The organism is Acidovorax sp. M14, from assembly GCF_049331375.1.
GTDB lineage: Bacteria > Pseudomonadota > Gammaproteobacteria > Burkholderiales > Burkholderiaceae_C > Acidovorax.
Genome location: NZ_CP186263.1, coordinates 4,145,496 through 4,165,449 on the forward strand (window position 1 = coordinate 4,145,496; position 19,954 = coordinate 4,165,449).

Consider the following 19,954-nt stretch of genomic DNA (forward strand, 5'->3'; position numbering starts at 1 on the left):
GGTATTGAACGATTGCGACAGCCCCCGTCGCCTACACTCGCGCCCCATGGCAAGCTTGGCCCCCCTCTCCCCTCGGCACCCTGCCGGGCTGATCCCCTCGGGCGAGCTGTGGCTGCCGCGCCCCAGTCTCACGGCCTGCCTGCGTGCTGCCATCGCGCGCAACACGGTGGGCCGCACGCTCAGCGATGCACAGCGCATCAACCGCTTTCCGGCCTCGCCGCTGTGCAGCCTGAGCTGGTGGTTTGAAGGCCGCAGCGAGGCCCTGGTGGCCGAGCGTCCCGACTCCATGCCCACGGAGCACAGCCCGCGCGAGGCCTACCCCGGCCCCTGGGTGCTGGCCGGCCCGCAGACCCGCCCCACCTCCAGCTACTGCGCAGGCCCCACACACGCCATGATGGTGATGTTCATGCCCGACGCGCTGCACCAGCTCACCGGCGTGGACCCTGGGGCCCTGACCGATCGCATGGTGGACGCGCAATCGCTGTTGCGACCCGATTGGCTGGCGCTGTGCGAGGCAGTGCAGAACCTGCCCGACAACGCGACCCGCCTGCAGCACCTGGAAGACTTTCTGGAGCCCCGCTGGCAGGCCTGCCGCCCCGCACAATCCTTGCCCACACAGCGCTACGGCGACTGGGCTGCACACCTCGCACAGCGCGCCGCCCTGTCCGCCCCAGGCCGCAGCCTGCGCCAGTTGGAGCGGCGCATCAAGCGCTGGGCCGGACTGCCCCTGCGCGAGCTGCGCGGCTTTGGCAAGGCCGAGCAGGCGTTCTTCGACACCATCGCCGCCGAGGCTGCGCAGGGCTCGGTCAAATGGGCCGATGTGGCAGCGGGCGCCGGGTTCTCCGACCAATCACACCTGTGCCGCGTCACGCGCCGCATCACCGGCTACGCACCGCAGGCGCTGTATGACGGCATCTATGGCGACGAGGCGTTCTGGGTGTACCGGATCTGGGTATAGGGCAACAACGCGGAACAAGGCCCGGGGGCGATTCCAATCACGGAATGTGCGTTTCCTGGAAGGTCACCCGGCGCCGCTGCGGGTCGAAGAGGCCGCCCTCGGGCAGCACATGCATGCGGATATCCGCAGCCTTGGCCATGGGGCCGTCGTCGTCCACGATCTGCGCCCGGCGGGCGTCAAAGAGCTTGACGTAGTAGTTGCCCAGCACCTCCCATATGCCGTCCGGGCGCACCAGCAGGGCGGTTTCCTCGTCAATGCCCACACCGATCAGCTGGGGGTGGTCCAGCACCGCGCTGATGAGGCGGTTGTAGCGGGCACGGTGCATGAAATGCTGGTCCACGATCGCACCCCGGAAGAGGCCAAAACCGGGTGCCAGCTCCTTCATGCCCCGGGCGATGTTGACCTGCTCTTCTTCATCGGAGTTGCGCGGCGCCCGCCATTTGCCGGTGAGCATCAACCGGCTCATGACCGAGGCCCCGGCCGACGTTCCGCCCACCACCGCCCCGGCCACGTAGCGCGACTCGATGGTCTGCAATGCGCGGGTGCCCACCAGCAGCGTGGACAGGCGCGACTGGTCGCCGCCGGAGAACCAGAATCCCGTGAAGCCCTCCAGCATCTGCACCACGGCAGCGCTGTTGGCCTCACCGGGGCGGATGTCCACCACCTGCGCAAACGCGCCCAGGCGGCTGAAGTCGCGAGCCACTTCCAGGGCCTCCTCGTCCGACTTGGAACTGGCCATGGGAAACACGGCAATGCGGGCGTTCTCTGCCCCGGCCAGCGCCACAAACCGCTGCTGCACGCTGACAGGCGTTTCTCCTCCCCCCACGATCAGCAAGTGGCCCTGCGGCCGGACAAAGAGCCGCAAGACGGCCGCCAGCCTCGCCGCATTGGCAGAGCCCGCCTGCGCAGACGGGGGCAGTGCTGCCAATGGCGCTGCGGGCGGGGTGGTAGCTCCAGGCAAGGCGGGGGATGCGACCGGAGAGGCGGGCGCGGCCACCCAGGGCGCCCCCGCCGTGGCGGGCTGCGCCTGGGCGAAATGCATCCCCCACAGGCACGGCAGCAAAGCCGCCGCCCACGCCATAACGGAGCGTCGCCCCAAGGGGCGCAGGCACCTGCGCAGCAACAACACAATGTCTAGAACCATGGACCCACAGAAGGAAAAAGGGAGGCAAAAATGCAAGGCGCTCCGCCCAACATGGCGGGGTAGAGCGAGCAGGAACCATGCAATCACGGCCGCGCAGCCACCAGCAGCGGCCCGCACATCAGCACATCAGGCACCGGGCCAGATAGGCGCTGCGGCGCACAAAACAAGGTGCGCGGGGGAAAGGAAGCGGTGGATTCTAGGCAAACGCTGCGAGGCACCCTCTGCACGAGTCAGCGCGCCGTGTACATCTGCGGGCTCGGGCGGTCTGCGGCGTTGCAAATACTCGCAATAGCGGCGGCTATTGCTGCGTTTTGCGCCTTGCAGCCCATCCCGATCCGCAGTGCCCACTTGCCGCTCGATTCGTGCAGAGGATGCCTAGCGCTCCTGCGCACACCGTTTGGCAAAGCGCATCGAAGCCTGCCCGTATCATCCCCGCCATGCTTGCCAAGTTGATGAGTTTCCTTCTGCTGGGGATCGTACGGTTTCTCACCGGCTCCCAGGCCCGCTGGTATGGCTGTCCGCCCAAGGCCGAGCAGCGTATCTACTTTGCCAACCACCAGAGCCATGCCGACATGGTGCTGATCTGGGCGGCGTTGCCCGAGGAGCTGCGCAGCATCACGCGGCCCATTGCCGCTAAAGACTACTGGACCAAGACGCCGTTCCGGCAGTGGATCACCACCGCCGTGTTCAACGCCGTGTATGTGGACCGCCAGGCCACGCCCGCGCGGCCCGCAGCGCCCGTGGCCGCCGATCCCACCGTGGCCCAGGCCGCCGCAGCCGATGCCGACACGGCAGCTGCCGGGGGCCCAGACCCATCGCCCGAAGCGCTGCCCCGCGCACCCACGCCTGAAGAACGGCGCGCCGCGCTGCCCGAATCGGACCCGCTGGCCCCGCTGGTGCGCGCCCTCGAGAGCGGCGACTCCATCGTGATCTTTCCGGAAGGCACGCGCGGCCATGGCGACGAGCCCCAGGCCTTCAAATCCGGTCTGTTCAAGCTGGCGCAGATGTTTCCGCAGGTGGTGCTGGTGCCCGCCTGGATCAACAACGTGCAGCGCGTGATGCCCAAGGGCGAAGTGGTGCCAGTGCCCATCCTGTGTTCGGTGACCTTTGGCGCGCCCATCCAGCTCGAAGCGGGTGAAGAACGCCGCCCGTTCCTCGACCGCGCGCGCCGCGCCGTCATTGCACTGCGGGAAGTCTGACCATGACCCGCGCGAAGCCCCTGAACTTGCCGAACGCTGCGCACTGGAGCGCGCGCTGACATGAACCAATTCCTGCGCAACCTCACCGCCACCCAGCAGATCGGGGCCTTGTTCCTGGTCGTGTTCGGCATCCTGTCCATCGTCACCGTGTGGGCCTTTGTGCGCAATCTGCGCGAGCACCCGAGCGACGACCCCGAAGCCGAAGCCCAGGCCCTGGAGGCCCGGCGGTTCTGGGGGCTGCTCAAGACCTCCTGGGTCATGGCTACGGTGTTCTGGGTGGGCTGGGTACTGGGCGAGACAGTGGCCACCGTGCTGTTCGCCATCGTGGGTTTTTTTGCGCTGCGCGAGTTCATCACCCTGTCGCCCACCCGCCGGGGCGACCACCGCAGCCTGGTGCTGGCGTTCTTTGTGGTGCTGCCCCTGCAGTTTTGGCTGGTGGGCAGCAAGCACTTTGACCTGTTCACGGTGTTCATCCCCGTGTACGTGTTCCTGGCGCTGCCGGTGGTGAGCGCACTGGCCAATGACCCCCAGCGTTTTCTGGAGCGCAATGCCAAGCTGCAGTGGGGCATCATGGTCTGCGTGTACGGCATGAGCCACGTGCCGGCGCTGCTGCTGCTGGACTTTCCGGGCTACCGCGACAAGGGCGCGTTTCTGGTGTTCTTCCTGGTGTTTGTGGTGCAGACGTGCATGCTGGTGCAGCACCTGCTGGGGCGGCGCTTTCCGCACAAGCCGGTGGCACCGCAGGTGAGCCAGAGCTTTCAGTGGACGAGCTGGCTGGCTGGCGTGGCTGCCGGGGGCCTCGCGGGCGGGCTGCTCACCTTCATCACCCCCTTCAAGCCCGGCCAGGCGCTCGGCATGGCGCTGCTGGCCTGCGTGGCGGGCAGCATGGGGCACCTGGTGATGAAGGCGTTGAAGCGCGACCGCGGCATCACCAGTTGGGGCATGCAGGGTATGTCCGTCACCGGTGCTGGCGGCCTGCTTGACCGGGTGGATGCGCTGTGTTTTGCGGCGCCCGTTTTCTTCCATTCGGCACGCTGGTACTTCGGTTTATAGAAAAATCGACCGGTAGCGCTAGTCCCCATTGCCCCAATAGCTATAAAAACGAGAGCAAATGCGCATCCTTGGTATTGACCCCGGCCTGCAGACCACCGGCTTCGGCGTGGTGGATATGGACGGCCACCACCTCAGCTACGTGGCCAGCGGCACCATCCGCACCACCACCCTCGCACTGGGCGACCTGCCCGGTCGCCTGAAGATCCTGTTCGACGGCATCACCGAGGTCGCAGCCCGCTACCAACCCGATGTGGCCTCGGTCGAGATCGTGTTCGTCAACGTCAACCCCCAGTCCACCCTGCTGCTGGGCCAGGCACGCGGCGCCGCCATCACCGCCCTGGTGGCCAGCAACCTGCCCGTGGCCGAATACACCGCGCTGCAGATGAAAAAAGCCGTGGTCGGCCACGGCCGCGCCGCCAAAAGCCAGGTACAGGAAATGGTGCGGCGCCTGCTGCAACTACCAGGCCTGCCAGGCACCGACGCCGCCGATGGCCTGGGCATGGCCATCACCCATGCCCATGCCGGGTCCGCCATGGGCCGCCTGGGCGAAGCCGCCACGCTGAACCGGCGGCAGCATGCGATGTACAAGGATGGGCGGAGTTATTGAACAAAGAAATCGGCCCTGGGCCAAGCTCATGCATGGACCTCGAAGGGCTTTTTGGCACCCGCCGCGTCCACACATCAATCGCAATAGCCAAACTTGTCTGTGAGCTTTTTAGCCAAGTCTTTTGCCAAAGTCCGCGCAAGCACTACCGAATCACGGGAGGCCCTGAACGACGTACCCACGCCGGCCCCATAGAAACCGCGCGCCCCTCGACACAACATCACAATTTCTGGCCTTGAGGACAAAGCCGCGCTATCGCCGCTGTCCACAATTACTTCGTAGCGGATACGCCGCATAGTGCGGCCGCGCAGCGTCTCTAGCACCCGAGCCTCATAGATGTGACGCTCCTCTGTTATTGAGGGCATTTCTCCATGCAGCAAACTAGCCCCTGTGCGCTCGTCGATGACAGGCTCGATGGCAACACGGGTGTGCACGACCACAAACGCATGGGGCGTCATCCGCAAGGCACGTGCCATGCCGTCCTTCATCTCTTCACTCCAAGGTTCCAGCTCTACCGGCACCCGATCGATGTCAGGAATATTTGCAGCAACTGCGATAGGCGCAGCAATAGCAGTAAATACCAAGCATAAAGCACCAAAACTAGCGTTACGCCATGGCGTTTTCCGGCCCCAGCAGTCTGCCTCACACATAACTATGTTTCCTCCGAATAACGGTGGCAGCCATGGCAACTAATCAGAATTTTATAAAACAAATAACGCTACCAATCCCATGGATGATGACCAAAAATTCATCCAGAATAGGGACAGACAAAGGGCGCGTTGAGTATTTCAAAATTCTCAACATCATTTAGCCTCACTGCCACCCAAAAACGGAAATTACACCCCACCACAGACCTTACCGCAATCCCTCAAATTCCAATTCCAAGATTAATTAATTTTCTTAAAAAATCTATCATCCATAATCCAACCAACACCCTTTTCACACACGACTTTTTTATACGCAGCGGCCTTATTTATCTCCCACCGCGGCGATATGCTACAGACCTCACCAGGGGAAATATAAAACACAACCTTGAAACTATCATCATTCCTATAAACCTCCACGCGCTCAACCGCTTCCCAACGGCCCTCTGGAGAACTCCAACAACCTGACAATAACATGCAAACAAAAAACACCAACAATATTTTCATTGACTTTTTACTTTGCTGTAATTTATTCGCTCAATTAATCGATTAGACCTAGATACCACAATCAGTAATTCTTTCGGCGTCACACCATTAAACGATATCGGATTGACCTGAAATCTAGGGTCGTGCGCAAGAACCCCAATCGACTCCAAAACTTCAGCCACATTTGTAGAGCAGCTATTTGAAATAATGTCGTACGGCTTCTGTTCAGCGATTCTTCGTTCGAACTCTTGCTTCATGATTTTTTTCTCGCGCGAGGAAACCTTAAGCACCAACCCAGTAAAATCACGAATAAAGCTATTATTCTGCAAATACTTGCCCCTCGCAATGGATGAATATTGTGAATGCGCTCGCGTATAAATCACATCATCAATATCTACCGCAGCGTGACCCCACTGAGATCCTGGACTAAGCATCATGGCATCAAAAATGAACACCTCTACAGCCTGATCCTGTACATCAGACACCATCACTTCGTTTATTTTGATTTTCTGCTGATAGCCAAATACTTCAGGCCTCATATTTAAACTGCGTAATGTGAGACTCCGAGGTTCTACTCGACCATGGGTAACATAAGGAATCGATCCAGCGGTTTGAAATGCCTTAATCGCATCAACGAGACTTGATGTAAAAACACCGTTAATACCGAATGACCGAGAACCCGAAAACTCAACTGCGTGGCTCTTCAATAGGCTCTGAATCAGTTTGACGTCACTTGGTTTGTTAGCAGCCAACGCTCCAACAGGAGCAGAAATCTCGACGTTGCCTTTATTCATAGATCAAGCCAACTGCGTCTTCATCCGCTCCGCCCGCTCTTTTGGCGAGGGGTGGGTGGACAGAAAGCTGCTCGAATCACCGCCCGACATCGCGGCAAGCTTTTGCAGAGCGCTCACGCAGGCGCTGGGCTGGTAGCGCTTGGCTTTCATAAAGCCCATGGCGTAGTCGTCGGCCTCGCGCTCGTTGCTTTGCGAGTGCTGGGCGCGCACCACTTTTTCAAACAGATCGCCCAGTTGCGAGTTGGCGATGGCGCCGGCGCGGCTGTTGCTGGACGACACGGCGTTGCGCAGGGCGCTGGTGCGCAGCGCGGCCTGGATACGGGCCTTGCTGTGGCCCTTTTTGACGTGGCCGATTTCGTGGCCGATCACGTAGCGCACTTCGTCATCGGTGAACTTGTCCATCAGGCCCGAGTACACACGGATGGTGCCGTTGGCCATGGCAAAGGCGTTGATGTCGGGGGTGAGGTAGACCTTGAAGTTCATCTTCAGGCCGTCATAGGTGCCCAAACCCGCCGTGAGCTTGTTCAGGCGCGTGGCATACGGGTTGCCTGAGGGGGCGATACGGTTCTGGCGGTCGCTTTCGGCGGCCATCTGGTCGAAGGCGGCCTTGACTTCGTCATCGGTCAGCGACTCGGATTTGGCCAGGTCCTTGCCCGCGTCGAGCATCTTGCCCAGGTCAAACTGCGCCCAGACGGGCGATACGGCACTCACGCCGGATGCCAGGGTCACAAGCGTCAGTAATTGGCGGCGGTCCATCGAATTCCCTCTCTTTTTGTGGTCGTTGCTTTAGGTATGGATGTTTTATTGAGCAACCTTGTGCAAGCAATGGTTCTCAAATGCGCCGGAATATAGCGACGCCACCTCCTGTTTCCGGGGGTGGGTCCTGTCTGCAGATGTAAGAGCTGTGTGCCGATGCTGTGTGCGGGCCGCCATCCCACAACAGGGTTGACGACACCTCGCCACCACAAGGCCTGACGCCCCGCGATAGAAAGTGAAGGCCTCAAACGGCCGACTGGCTTGGCAGAAGAATCCGCCCTTCGGAGCGACGCGTCTCAGCGCCCCAGACCGCGCTTGAGTTCCTTGAGCAGCAGCAGCACCTGGTTGGACGCGTGGCGGCAGCTGCCGTTGAGCAGCTGTGCCGCCTTGGGCTGGTCGCCCGACTGGAAGGCCGTCACTACATCGGCCGCCTGCTGGTGAAAGTACTTGTGCCGCGCCACCAGCATGTCGAACGCGGGGTAGTGCCCCAGACGCACCCGGCCTGTGCCGTAGAGCCAGCGACCCAGGTCGCAGCGGTCGTCCTGACAGATGCGCTCGGGCCGCATGACTTCGTCGGAGCGGCCGTTGACCATGTCCTGCAGCTGCAGGCGCCAGCGCTCGTGGCTGGCGATGGCGGCATCGATATCGATCTCGGTCATCAGCGTGGCCGCGTATTCAGCGTCCAGCACCAGTTCGCTGCCGTTGTCTTCCATGGCCCAGGTGGTCTCGGGGCTGGTGGGGTCCTGCTCCCGGATCTTGAACAAGCGGCTGAAAAAACCCATGCGTCATCCCTTTTGCACGACTGGTCCGCGCAGCGCAGGATGGCAGCCAGCGCGGAAATGTCTTGAAACATTCTGTGGTGCCTCCGCCGTTTTGGCTACCAAAAAATGACCCTCTGGTAAAAATCGGCGCAGGCAACCCTGCTGACACTGCCAGCTCTACGCCCACCGCCTGCGCAAAAGCCGCGCGCGCTGGACAATCCGGGGATGACCTCTACTCCCCGCCGCCCTGCCCTGTCCATGCTTGATCTGGTGGCCGTCCGCGAAGGCGGCACCGTGGCCGATGCGCTGCAGATTGCGCTGCGCACCGCCCAGCATGCCGAAAAACTGGGCTTTGCCCGCTACTGGCTGGCCGAGCACCACAACATGGCGGGCATTGCCAGCTCCGCCACTGCTGTGCTGGTGGGCCACATTGCCGGTGGCACCTCGCGCATCCGCGTGGGGTCCGGCGGCGTGATGCTGCCCAACCATGCCCCGCTGGTGGTGGCCGAGGCCTTCGGCACGCTGGCCGAGCTGTACCCCGGCCGCATCGACCTGGGCCTGGGCCGCGCGCCCGGCACCGACCCCACCACCATGCGTGCGCTGCGCCGCAACCGGGTGGAGACCGAAGAAGACTTTCCGCGCGACGTGGCCGAACTGCAGCGCCTGCTGGCCCCTGCCGAACCCGGCCAGCGCCTGATTGCCATGCCCGGCGCGGGCACCAATGTGCCGATCTGGCTGCTGGGCTCCAGCCTGTTTTCGGCCCAGCTGGCGGCCGAGCGGGGTCTGCCGTATGCCTTTGCCTCGCACTTTGCGCCGCGCATGCTGCACCAGGCGATTGACCTGTACCGCAATCTGTACCGCCCCTCCGCTGTCTGGCCCAAGCCCCACGTGGCCATTGGCGTGCCACTGATCGCGGCCCCGACCGACGAAGAGGCCGACTACCTGGCCAGTAGCACCTACCAGCGGGTTCTGGGCATCTTGACGGGCGACCGCCGACGCCTGCTGCCGCCCATCGAGGGCTACGCTGCGCGCCTGCAACCGCAGGAGCGGGCAGCAATTGGCGACTTTCTGGCTGCAGCCGTGATCGGTGGGCCGGACACAGTGCGTGCGGGGCTGGCGCGCCTGATAGAGGCCACCGGCGCCGACGAGCTGATGCTGGTGAGCGACGTGTACGACCCGGCACTGCGTTTGCGCTCGCTGGACATCGCCGCCCAGGCGCACGCCACGCTGGGCCAGGCCGCCGTGGCGGCCTGAGCGCCCGTCGTTTGTTCGCGCTTCAGCGCGCCAGATAGCCCCCATCGACGGGGTAATACGCCCCGGTCACGAACGACGCCTTGCTGGACGCCAGCCAGGTCACCAATTCAGCCACCTCTTCGGGCTGGCCCAGGCGGCCGATGGGGTGGGCTCCGACCAGCATGGCGTTGATGCCGGCGTCCTGCTCCAGCCCGCTGATCATGGGCGTGTGGATAAACGCTGGGCCCACCGCATTGATGCGCACGCCGTGCGCGCTGTATTCGATGGCCGCCGCCTTGGTCAACCCCACCACGCCGTGCTTGGCCGCCGTGTAGGCGGGCGCCGTGGCAAAGCCCACCGAGCCCAGAATGGACGCCATGTTGATGACGGAGCCGCCACCGTTCTTCAGCATCGCGGCGATCTGGTACTTCATGCCGTAGAACACGCCCGACAGGTTGATGTTGATGACCTGCGCCCAGCCGTCCAGCGGGTAATCGGCTGTCGGTGCCTGTGGGCCACCGATGCCCGCGTTGTTGCAGGCCACGTCCAGGCGGCCATAGTGGGCGACGGTGCGCTGTACCAGCGCTTCACAATCCTCAGGCTTGCCCACATCGGCCGCTACAAAGATCGCGTCACCCCCGGCCGCGCGCACCAGCGCGGCGGTTTCCTCGCCCGCCTGCACATTCACGTCCGACACCACCACCTTGGCACCTTCGCGCGCCCACACCAGCGCAATGGAGCGACCGATGCCCGACGATGCGCCCGTTACCAATGCCACCTTGTTCTTCAGCATGAAAGACCCCTTGTTCGTTCAAAACGCCTGCAACCCGATGCCACAGATCACTTTTCATTCTGCGCGCGCAATGCGTCAGCGCCTTGACCTGTGTCATGCCCCGGGCATGGAAGCTGGGTGGAGGCACTGGGCCTTGGGTAGCGGCTACCATCAGGGGCTGCCGGTCCTGCAACGGATGTTTGCCCGTTGCAGGACTGCGTGATTGCCACGCCAACGCCCCACCACCCACGCCCGCATTTGCATGCCTGCTTTTTCCTTTGAAGCCCTGGACGCCCAGGGCCAGACCCGCAAAGGCCTCCTGGAGGCCGACACCGCCAAGGCCGCGCGCAGCCTGCTGCGGGCCCAGGCGCTGGTGCCGCTGGCAGTGGAAATGGTGCAGACAGGCCAGTCGCTGGACGGCCGGTCCGCCAGCCTGGGCCAGCGCCTCTTCACCCGGCCGGTGTTCAGCGCGACCGGGCTGGCCATCTGGACGCGTCAGATCGCCGGGCTGGTGTCGTCCGGCCTGCCGCTGGAGCGCGCGCTGACCGCGCTGTCCGAAGAAGCCGACGACGAACGCCAGCGCCACTTGGTCGCCGCGCTGCGCGCCGAGGTCAACGCGGGCGCCACCTTTGCCCGCGCGCTGTCACAGCACCCGCGCGAGTTCTCTGACATCTATTGCGCCGTGATCGACGCGGGCGAACACAGCGGCAACCTGGGCCTGGTGCTGGAGCGCCTGGCCGACGACCTGGAAGAGCGCCAGGCGCTCAAGGCCAAGCTGGTGGGCGCCGCGCTGTACCCGGCCATCGTGACCCTGGTGGCCATCGTGATCGTGCTGTTCCTGGTGGGCTATGTGGTGCCGCAGGTGGCCAGCGTGTTTGCAGGCACCAAGCGCGCGCTGCCGTTCCTGACGGTGGCCATGCTGGGCCTGAGCGCCTTTGTGCGCAGCTATGGCTGGGTGATGCTGATTGCTTCTATTTTGATAGCAATTGGGGCAAGATGGGCGCTCACCATCGGCCATATTCGCGAGAAATTCGATGCCGCCTGGCTCAATCTGCCCCTGGTGGGCAAGCTGGCGCGCGGCTATAACGCAGCGCGGTTCGCCGGCACGCTGGCCATGCTGGCGGGCGCCGGTGTGCCCATCCTGAAGGCCTTGCAGGCCGCCGCAGAAACACTGAACAACCGCGCGCTGCGTGCCGACGCGCTCGACGCGCTGGTGCTGGTGCGCGAAGGCGCTCCGCTGGCATCGGCCCTGGCGCAGAAAAAACGCTTTCCGGGCCTGCTGTCGATGTTTGCGCGCCTGGGCGAGCAGACCGGGCAACTGCCGGTGATGCTGCAGCGCGCAGCCCGCCAGCTCTCGGCCGAAGTGCAGCGCCGCGCCATGGCGCTGGCCACCATCCTGGAGCCTCTGCTCATCGTGGGCATGGGCCTGATCGTGATGCTGATCGTGCTGGCCGTGCTGCTGCCGATCATCCAGCTCAACCAGTTTGTGAAGTGACCTTATGGCTGTAACGCTCGACGACAAGCTGGTGGTCGCTATCTCCTCGCGCGCGCTGTTCAATTTTGAGGAAGAGAACCGCGTCTTCGAGAAGGACAATGACCGCGCCTACGTGGACCTGCAGCGCCAGCGGCTCGACGTGCCTGCTGCGCCGGGCGTGGCGTTTTCGCTGGTGCGCAAGCTGCTCGCGTTCAACACCTCCGAGCACCAGCGCGTGGAGGTGGTGCTGCTGTCGCGCAATGACCCGGTAAGCGGCATGCGCGTGTTCCGCTCCTGCCACGCCCACGGGCTCCCCTCCATCCAGCGCGGTGTGTTCACGCAAGGGCGCGACCCGTTTCGCTACCTGCGGCCACTGGGCGCGCACCTGTTCCTGTCCGCCAACGAGGCCGATGTGCGCGAGGCCCTGCACCTGGGCTACCCCGCAGCGCGGGTGGTGACGGAGTCGGTGCAGGCCGGCGACTCCAACCCCAACGAAGTGCGGATTGCCTTTGACGGCGACGCGGTGCTGTTCTCCGATGAGGCCGAGCGCGTGTACCAGGCGGAGGGGCTGGCCGCCTTCCAGCAACACGAAACCGACAAGGCCGCGCAGCCCCTGCCCGACGGCCCGTTCAAACCCCTGCTGGCCGCCTTGCACCGCCTGCAGTCGGCGGGCGAAGCGGGTGGCACCGGCATGCGCATCCGCACCGCGCTCGTCACCGCCCGCAGCGCCCCCGCGCACGAGCGCGCCATCCGCACCCTGATGGACTGGAACATTGCGGTGGACGAGGCCATGTTTCTGGGCGGCCTGCCCAAAGGCGAGTTTCTGCGTGAATTCGAACCCGACTTCTTCTTTGACGACCAGACCGGTCACGTCACGTCGGCAGCGCGACATGTGCCTGCGGGTCATGTGAACAGTGGCATCTCGAATCCGGTGCGGGTTGTGGGGAACTGACCGCTGAAGCCGCCCCTGCAAGCTTGCGGACTCTGCCGCTCCGTGCCCGGCCCTTGCGAAAAGATCTGCAAAGACTTGCAACGCCCGGTGAAAGCCTGCAAAGCCCCGGTTGCAAACCACCGCCCTCGCCCCTCATGTGCCACCATGGCCATTGAGACTTTGAAGGAGAAAACTTTGCGCATTCGCACATCCTGGGCGCCCCTGTGGCTGCAGAAGCCTGTCCTGGCGACGGTGGCCCTGTTTGCAGCCTGTGCAGCCCTGGCACAAACACCCCCACCACCTGCCCATCCAGTGGAGACACACGCGGCCACAGAACCCGCAGCGGCGGTGAGCCCGGGCGAACTGAAGGCCCAGCGCGAATTCAAGATGCTGGACTTCAACGGAGACGGCAAGCTCAGCCGCTCCGAGGTGAAACTGTTCCCGCGTTTGGCGGCGGCCTTCGACGAGGCCGATACGGATGGTGATGGCTTTGTGTCGTATGCCGAAGTGCGCGCCTTTGCCGCAAAGTACCGCGCCGAGCGCGATCGTCAGCGGGCAGCCGCACAAGCGGCAGCCACGCCATCAGCCCCGACTGCGTCGCTCCCAGCACCGGAGGCCCGTCCCTGAGGAACGCAGGTTGCACTTTGCTGAGCGGCAAACCCAAAAAATGAATCCAATTGACTAGGAGCGCTAGTGCAATATGCGCCATCAGCTATCTATTTGATAGCAAAAATACTGAATGCATCGTGGCAGTCCCCACAGCCTATGTGCACGGTAAGTGGCGCCCACCGGATACGGCTCCTGTACGCCACAGATTGCCGCTGCACAGGGGCTTCGCCAAACTGCACCGGGCGCCATGACACGCAATGGGGCGCCTTCGCGGCGGCAGCCCGGCAACGCCGGTGGCTCAAACGCCGCCGGTGCGCTTGACCTTGGGGTCGGTGTAGGTCAGCGGCTCGTTCTTGGCCTGCTGGGCGAGGCGCTCCTGCAAGGTCATCTTGTTGACGTCCTGAGCTACCTCTACCGCGCTGCCGCTGGCGCGCCACATTGACTGGATGAACTCCAGCAGCTGCTTGTAGATCGGCTCTTTGGGAGGCTCCGGCGGCTCCTCGACGGTTTCCTTCTTTTTTACCGCCGTCCAGTCCCGGTTCGGCGCCTCGGGCGCCGAGGGTTTGTCCGGCTCGCGCACGATCGCCCCCTCACCCAGCCGGTCCATGGACTCGACCGGATTGGGAGCGTTGATGGGACGCACCGGAGGCGCACCCGAGGCGCCAGTGGAATACAAATCAGCGCCCTGAGGACGCCAGGACGGCGATCGATCGACAGGTGGCATTTGCATGACATTGGCCCGTAGTTGAACAAAAGTGTGGAGAGGGTCTTTCGGCCTCTTCGTACATCCATTACGGCAAAAAGAAGGGTGAATTTAGGTCTTTTTCGCCGATTGGCCGAAATTTAGGGTTTTCCCTAGTGAAAATCCAGCCTTTGGGGACGGTTTAGCGCCTTCCCGGGGTCGGATTGTCGAGCAGGAGCCCTCCGAGTGGGCTCCAAAGTACGCCGCGCACGTGTGCGGACGTCGCGGCAGCACCACGCAGTTCGGAGAGGGAGAGAGCGCTATCCGGGCGCGTCACCCAGCGCAAGGGAGCGAGTAGGGAGACGCACCGCTCGAGTCGTCCCGTGGAAATCCCTGGAAATGCGCAGGGGGCGCAGCCCCTTCTTCTAGCCTCTATTTACTCTTCAGCGCCTGCTCACGGTCGCGCAGTAGCGCACAGACAACTCACGGCGGCAGGACAGCTGCCTGGGCCTGGGCCATGGGCAGAGCCGGACTGACTCCGCCGCAAAAGGTCACAGAAAACGTTCGAGCAGGCGGCGCGAATGCTTGTCCAGCGCCGTGGTGTCCTTCACACGGAACTGCAAACCGTCGCCACCGGCGATCAGCAGCCGGGTGCGCCCGCCCAGGCGGCGGATGTCCTCTTCCGCCTTGAGCACCAGGCGGGCGGGCCCCCGGTCGGTCTCTACATCCCAGGTGCTGGGCGTTGAAAAGCTAGAAACGGCGAAGATTTTCTGGATAGTGGGCACAAACTCGCGCACTTCCAGCTCTTCTTCAATGAGCTGCCGGGCGGCGCCCGTCACGGCCTCCAGCCGGGGAACCCAGAGCAGTTCATGGCCGTCGGCACCCACCAGCGAGAGCCCCTCGCCCGGTGCAGCGATGGGAAAGGCGCGCACGGGGGTCACGCCCTCATGGGCCGTGCCGTCGGCCAGGGTCAGGACCAGGCGGCCGTGCGGGTTGCGCGTGAGCTGGAAGGCGGGGATAGTCGACGATGGGGTCAGGGAAGCATTCATGGCAGGGTTGCTCACAGCGTCTCAGGGGTTGCCGGCGGGGTGGGCCGGGTGCAGCAGGCTGCTGTCGATGATCACGCCTGCGGCCTGCGCGTCTTCCTCGGCGCGGCGGGCCTGGGCTTCGTACAGCCGCCAGTAGGCGCCCTGTTTTTCCATCAGCTCGTCGTGCGGGCCCACTTCGACCACCTCGCCACGGTCCATCACCACCAGGCGGTCGGCCTTGCGCAGGGTGGACAGGCGGTGGGCAATGGCAATCGTGGTACGGCCTTGCACCAGGTTGTCGAGCGCCTTCTGGATTTCCTTTTCGGTCTCGGTGTCCACCGCCGAGGTGGCCTCGTCCAGGATCAGGATGCGCGGGTCGATCAGCAGCGCGCGCGCAATGCTGATGCGCTGGCGCTCGCCGCCCGACAGGCCCTGGCCGCGCTCGCCCACCAGCGAGTCGTAGCCGTGCGGCAGTCGCAGGATGAATTCATGCGCGTGCGCAGCGCGGGCGGCGGCCACGATTTCCTCGCGCGTGGCTTCGGGCTTGCCGTAGGCGATGTTCTCGGCAATGGTGCCGAAGAACAGGAAGGGCTCCTGCAGCACCAGCCCGATGTGGCGGCGGTAGTCAGCCACGGCAAAGCGGCGGATGTCGATGCCATCGACCTGGATGGAGCCATCGCTCACGTCATAAAAGCGGCTGATCAGGTTGACCAGCGTGCTCTTGCCCGAGCCACTGTGGCCCACCAAGCCGATCATCTCGCCGGGGCGGATGTCCAGATCCAGCCCCTTGATGACCGCACGGCTGCCGTAGCGGAAGCCCACGCCCTGCATGCTGATAGCGCCCTGCACCTTGTCCACCTGGACGGGCTGGGCAGGGTCGGGCACGTTGCTCACGTGGTCCAGGATGTCAAATATGCGCTTGGCGCCGGCGGCCGCCTTTTGCGTGACCGAGACGATGCGGCTCATCGAATCCAGACGCCCATAGAACCGTCCGATGTAGGCGATGAAGGCGGTAAGCACACCCACCGTGATCTGGTTGCGTGACACCAGCCAGATGCCGAACGCCCAGACCACCAGCAGACCGATCTCAGTCAGCAGCGACACCGTGGGCGTGAACAGGCTCCAGGTCTTGTTGAGCTTGTCGTTCACTTCCAGGTTGTGCTGGTTCGCGTCGCGGAAACGCTGGGCCTCCCGCTTTTCCTGCGCAAAGGCCTTCACCACGCGAATGCCGGGGATGGTGTCGGCCAGCACATTGGTCACCTCAGACCACACCCGGTCGATCTTTTCAAACCCGGTGCGCAGGCGGTCGCGCACGGTGTGGATCATCCAGCCGATGAAGGGCAGCGGTACCAGCGTAACGAGCGCCAGCCAGGGATTGATGGAGAACAGAATCGCCGCCGTCATCACGATCATCAGCACGTCGGTGATGAAATCGAGCGCATGCAACGACAGGAACACGTTGATGCGGTCGGTCTCCGACCCGATGCGCGCCATGAGATCGCCCGTACGTTTGCCACCAAAGTAGTCCAGCGATAGGCGCAGCAGATGCTCGTACGTGGTCGTGCGCAGGTCGGCGCCAATGCGCTCGGACACCAGTGCCAATATGTAAGTACGCGCCCAGGAGAGGCCCCAGGCCAGCAGGGCCGACAGCAGCAACCCACCCAGGTACATCAGCACCAGCAGGGGGTCAATCTGCTTGCCGTTCTGGAACGGGATCAGGATGTCGTCCATCAGCGGGATGGTGAGGTACGGCGGCACCAGCGTGGCGGCGGTGGACGCCAGCGTCAGGGCAAACCCTGCGGCCAGCTGCTTGCGGTAGGGCCGGGCAAAACGCCACAGGCGCAGCAGCACCCAGGTAGAGGTTTGCGGCGGCTGGGCGCGGGCACAGGCCGGGCATTCTTCAGTGTCGGGCGGCAGGGGGGCATGGCACGTGGGGCAGGCGGGCTCGTCGTCCTCGGCGGAGACGTTGCCGGCGCCCAGGGTCAATTGCTGCTCGAAACGCTGCACCAGGCGCAGCGCCTGTGGATGGTTCGCCAGCGTAAAACGCCACTGCGCCAGGCGCTCGGCCGGGTTGTGCAACTCCAGCGAGCCCACCCCACCGTGGTCATGCAGCTTGAGCGCCAGGCCCTCACCCAGAGGCCAGCTGCGCCATGTGGTGGTGCCTGGGTCGCAAGCCAGCAGCCGTTCGGACGTCACCACCACCCACCCTGCCGCAAAGCGCAGCGTGGCGCTCAGGTCAACCGGCAAAGCTGCCAACACGTTCTCTTTGGAAGCGAGCATGGCCCGCAAATCGGCCCCCACAGGGCCAGAAAAGACACCCGAGGCGTCCACAGAATGGTGATGTTGCATTTTTGGTTGGGTTTTCCGCCACCGGCTGCCTGCGGTGGCCGCTCTCGCGAAAGCAAGAATTCTCACCGATACTGCACGCCACGGTGCGACGGCATCCTCCTGTAACGTCTGTGGCCGCCTTTTGGCTGACACTGCGCACAGGCGCTGGACTGGCGCACAATCATCGTCCACAAAATTCCCTCTCGTCCCCCTACCGCACAGCCCTTACCAAGGCCGGAACCACAACCGCTGCAATCCATGGCGAAACTCAACGACATCCAACTGCTTCGCATCAACTACCTGCGGGGCCCCAATATCTGGACCTACCGGCCGGTCCTGGAAGTCTGGCTGGACCTGGGCGAGCTGGAGGACTACCCCTCCAACACCATCCCCGGCTTCAATGACCGCCTGACGGCGTGGCTGCCCGCGCTGGTCGAACACCACTGCGGCGTGGGCGAACGCGGCGGCTTCCTGCAACGCCTGCAGGAGGGCACCTGGTGCGGCCACGTGCTGGAGCACATCGTGATCGAGCTGCTCAACCTAGCGGGCATGCCCACCGGCTTTGGCCAGACGCGCAGTACCAGCCAGCGCGGCGTGTACCGCATGGTGTTCCGCGCCCGCGACGAGAGCGTGGCCCGCGTGGCACTGGCCCAGGGCCATGCGCTGATCATGGCGGCCATCAACGACCAGCCTTTTGATGTGCAAGCCGCCGTGGCCCGCGTGCGCACCGAGGTGGACGACCAGTACCTCGGCCCCAGCACCGCCTGCATCGTCACCGCCGCCACCGACCGGGGCATCCCCCACATCCGCCTGAACGACGGCAACCTGGTGCAGCTGGGCTACGGCGCCCGCCAGCGCCGCATCTGGACGGCCGAGACCGAATACACCAGCGCGATTGCCGAAGGCATTGCCAGCGACAAGGACCTGACCAAGAGCCTGCTCAAGTCCTGCGGCGTGCCCATTCCCGAAGGCCAGGTGGTCAATAGCCCCGAAGAAGCCTGGGAAGCCGCGCAAGACATTGGCCTGCCCGTGGTGGTCAAGCCCTCCGACGGCAACCACGGCCGGGGCGTGACGCTGGACCTGCGCAAGAAGGAAGACATCGAAGCGGCCTACCACGTGGCCTACCCCGAAGGCAGTGACGTGATGGTGGAGCGCTTCATCCCCGGCGACGAACACCGCATCCTGGTGGTCGGCGGCAAGGTGGTTGCCGCCGCACGCGGCGAGGTGGTCAGCATCACCGGCAACGGCCGCAACACGGTCAAGGAACTTATCGACAGCCAGCTCAACTCCGACCCTCGCCGTGGCTACGAGGAAGAGTACCCGCTCGAAATCATCGACCTGGCCACCGACACCAAGGTGCAGCTCGAACTCAAGCGCCAGGACCTCGAAGCCGACTCAGTGCCCGCTGCCGGCCGCCAGGTGGTGGTGCAGCGCAACGGCAACGTGGCCGTGGACTGCACGGACGACGTGCACCCCGAGGTGGCCTACATCGCACAGCTCGCCGCCAAGGTGGTGGGCCTGGACATCGCCGGCATCGACCTGGTGGCCCGTGACATCTCCAAGCCCCTGCACACGCAAGGCGGCGCGATTGTCGAAGTGAACGCAGGCCCCGGCTTGCTCATGCACTTGAAGCCTGCGGTGGGCGCACCCCGCCCCGTGGGCCAGGCGATTGCCGAGCATCTGTTCCCCTCTGACGCCGATGACGAAGGCCCCGCAGGCCGCATCCCCCTGGTGGGCGTGGCAGGCACGCGCAACACCGCCACCATCTCGCGCGTGGTGGCCTGGCTGCTGCACCTGAGCGGCCACCACACCGGCCTGGCCTGCCGTGATGGACTCTTTCTGGACCGCCGCCTTGTGGAAGCCACCGACTGCGCCCACTGGGAAGCCGCACACCGCCTGCTGATGAACAAGATGGTGCAGGCCGCCGTGATCGAAAGCGACGCCCGCACCATCCTGCGCGACGGCCTCGCCTACGACCGCTGCCAGGTGGGCGTGGTGACCGACATGGATGGCGTGGAAACGCTGGCCGAGTTTGACGTGCACGAACAGGACCAGATGACCAAGGTGATGCGCACCCAGGTGGACGTGGTGCTGGCCGAAGGCGCTGCGGTGCTCAATGCGGCCATCCCCCAGGTGGCCGACCTGGCCCCGCTGTCGGACGGCGACGTGGTGCTGTATGCGCAGGACGGCACGCTGCCCGTGATTGCCGAGCACCGCGCCAAGGACAACGGCCGCGCGGTCTTCGTGAAGAACGGCCGCGTGGTCCTGGCGACGGGCAGTGCCGAGCATGTGCTGGGCGCCCTGTCCGACCTGACCTTTGGCCGCAACGCCGTGGTGCCCGATACCGACGCCCTGCTGGCCGCCATTGGCGCGGCCTGGGCGCTGGACATTGCCCCCGACCTGATCGGCGCAGGCATCAAGACCTTCGAGCCCGAGCTGGTCCCCACTGCCGCCCTGCGGTCTTGATGGCCCGCCGCGCATTTGCCGCTTTTTGTTGT

The 19,954-nt window shown here is 64.2% G+C and carries 18 protein-coding genes; 9 read left to right on the forward strand and 9 right to left on the reverse strand.

Features of this window, described 5'->3' with window-relative positions:
• The first annotated feature begins 46 nt into the window (after positions 1-46).
• Positions 47-958, forward strand: a complete 912-nt coding sequence (locus tag ACOYR4_RS19365; protein ID WP_422847730.1) for an AraC family transcriptional regulator — start codon at positions 47-49, stop codon at positions 956-958.
• A gap of 37 nt (positions 959-995) precedes the next feature.
• On the opposite strand, the gene ACOYR4_RS19370 is transcribed toward ACOYR4_RS19365, so the two are convergent.
• Positions 996-2,000 carry a cyanophycinase gene (locus ACOYR4_RS19370; RefSeq protein ID WP_422847731.1) on the reverse strand — a complete coding sequence of 335 codons (1,005 nt, stop codon included), beginning with the start codon at positions 1,998-2,000 and terminating at the stop codon, positions 996-998.
• Between the two features lie 539 nt (positions 2,001-2,539).
• On the opposite strand from ACOYR4_RS19370, the gene ACOYR4_RS19375 reads away from it, so the two are divergent.
• Genes ACOYR4_RS19375 through ruvC form a run of 3 tightly spaced genes read left to right on the forward strand, consistent with a single transcriptional unit; the run spans position 2,540 to position 4,961 of the window.
• Positions 2,540-3,301, forward strand: a complete 762-nt coding sequence (locus tag ACOYR4_RS19375; RefSeq protein WP_422847732.1) for a lysophospholipid acyltransferase family protein — start codon at positions 2,540-2,542, stop codon at positions 3,299-3,301.
• 60 nt (positions 3,302-3,361) lie between these two features.
• Complete coding sequence (locus ACOYR4_RS19380; protein WP_422847733.1) at positions 3,362-4,354, forward strand: phosphatidate cytidylyltransferase; 993 nt, start codon at positions 3,362-3,364, stop codon at positions 4,352-4,354.
• A 58-nt stretch (positions 4,355-4,412) separates the two neighbouring features.
• A complete protein-coding gene (ruvC, locus tag ACOYR4_RS19385) occupies positions 4,413-4,961 on the forward strand; it encodes a crossover junction endodeoxyribonuclease RuvC (RefSeq protein ID WP_015015650.1) in 549 nt (182 codons plus the stop codon).
• A 74-nt stretch (positions 4,962-5,035) separates the two neighbouring features.
• On the opposite strand, the gene ACOYR4_RS19390 is transcribed toward ruvC, so the two are convergent.
• The 4 genes from ACOYR4_RS19390 to ACOYR4_RS19405 all read right to left on the reverse strand — a co-directional run bounded on the left by ACOYR4_RS19390 (position 5,036) and on the right by ACOYR4_RS19405 (position 8,420).
• On the reverse strand, positions 5,036-5,608 hold the full coding sequence (locus ACOYR4_RS19390) for a hypothetical protein (RefSeq protein ID WP_422847734.1): 573 nt from the start codon (positions 5,606-5,608) through the stop codon (positions 5,036-5,038).
• 497 nt (positions 5,609-6,105) lie between these two features.
• Positions 6,106-6,882, reverse strand: a complete 777-nt coding sequence (locus ACOYR4_RS19395; protein WP_422847735.1) for a peptidoglycan-binding domain-containing protein — start codon at positions 6,880-6,882, stop codon at positions 6,106-6,108.
• Positions 6,883-6,885: 3 nt separating this feature from the next.
• The gene (locus ACOYR4_RS19400) at positions 6,886-7,611 is read right to left on the reverse strand and encodes a M48 family metallopeptidase (RefSeq protein WP_422847736.1); all 726 of its coding nucleotides are present in this window, start codon (positions 7,609-7,611) and stop codon (positions 6,886-6,888) included.
• Between the two features lie 323 nt (positions 7,612-7,934).
• Positions 7,935-8,420 (reverse strand): CZB domain-containing protein, encoded by a 486-nt coding sequence (locus ACOYR4_RS19405; protein WP_015015652.1) that lies wholly within the window; start codon positions 8,418-8,420, stop codon positions 7,935-7,937.
• A gap of 204 nt (positions 8,421-8,624) precedes the next feature.
• On the opposite strand from ACOYR4_RS19405, the gene ACOYR4_RS19410 reads away from it, so the two are divergent.
• Positions 8,625-9,653, forward strand: coding sequence for an LLM class flavin-dependent oxidoreductase (locus ACOYR4_RS19410; RefSeq protein ID WP_110960242.1), 1,029 nt, complete (start codon positions 8,625-8,627; stop codon positions 9,651-9,653).
• Between the two features lie 22 nt (positions 9,654-9,675).
• Here the strand turns inward: ACOYR4_RS19410 and ACOYR4_RS19415 are convergent, their stop codons facing one another.
• The gene (locus tag ACOYR4_RS19415; protein ID WP_295943046.1) at positions 9,676-10,425 is read right to left on the reverse strand and encodes an SDR family NAD(P)-dependent oxidoreductase; all 750 of its coding nucleotides are present in this window, start codon (positions 10,423-10,425) and stop codon (positions 9,676-9,678) included.
• A 241-nt stretch (positions 10,426-10,666) separates the two neighbouring features.
• On the opposite strand from ACOYR4_RS19415, the gene gspF reads away from it, so the two are divergent.
• The 3 genes from gspF to ACOYR4_RS19430 all read left to right on the forward strand — a co-directional run bounded on the left by gspF (position 10,667) and on the right by ACOYR4_RS19430 (position 13,436).
• A complete protein-coding gene (gene gspF, locus ACOYR4_RS19420) occupies positions 10,667-11,899 on the forward strand; it encodes a type II secretion system inner membrane protein GspF (protein ID WP_422847737.1) in 1,233 nt (410 codons plus the stop codon).
• A gap of 4 nt (positions 11,900-11,903) precedes the next feature.
• Positions 11,904-12,830 carry a 5'-nucleotidase gene (locus tag ACOYR4_RS19425; RefSeq protein WP_422847738.1) on the forward strand — a complete coding sequence of 309 codons (927 nt, stop codon included), beginning with the start codon at positions 11,904-11,906 and terminating at the stop codon, positions 12,828-12,830.
• Between the two features lie 174 nt (positions 12,831-13,004).
• Entirely contained in the window at positions 13,005-13,436 is a 432-nt protein-coding gene (locus ACOYR4_RS19430; protein ID WP_422847739.1) for an EF-hand domain-containing protein, read from the forward strand.
• Between the two features lie 280 nt (positions 13,437-13,716).
• Here the strand turns inward: ACOYR4_RS19430 and ACOYR4_RS19435 are convergent, their stop codons facing one another.
• The 3 genes from ACOYR4_RS19435 to ACOYR4_RS19445 form a co-directional block, all read right to left on the reverse strand.
• A complete protein-coding gene (locus tag ACOYR4_RS19435) occupies positions 13,717-14,148 on the reverse strand; it encodes a hypothetical protein (protein WP_060984310.1) in 432 nt (143 codons plus the stop codon).
• A gap of 503 nt (positions 14,149-14,651) precedes the next feature.
• The gene (locus ACOYR4_RS19440; protein WP_422847740.1) at positions 14,652-15,149 is read right to left on the reverse strand and encodes a DUF1854 domain-containing protein; all 498 of its coding nucleotides are present in this window, start codon (positions 15,147-15,149) and stop codon (positions 14,652-14,654) included.
• Positions 15,150-15,170: 21 nt separating this feature from the next.
• Entirely contained in the window at positions 15,171-17,477 is a 2,307-nt protein-coding gene (locus tag ACOYR4_RS19445) for an ABC transporter ATP-binding protein (protein ID WP_422847741.1), read from the reverse strand.
• Positions 17,478-17,714: 237 nt separating this feature from the next.
• Here ACOYR4_RS19445 and cphA point away from each other — a divergent pair, with 237 nt between their 5' ends.
• A complete protein-coding gene (gene cphA, locus ACOYR4_RS19450; protein ID WP_422847742.1) occupies positions 17,715-19,922 on the forward strand; it encodes a cyanophycin synthetase in 2,208 nt (735 codons plus the stop codon).
• Positions 19,923-19,954 lie beyond the last annotated feature (32 nt).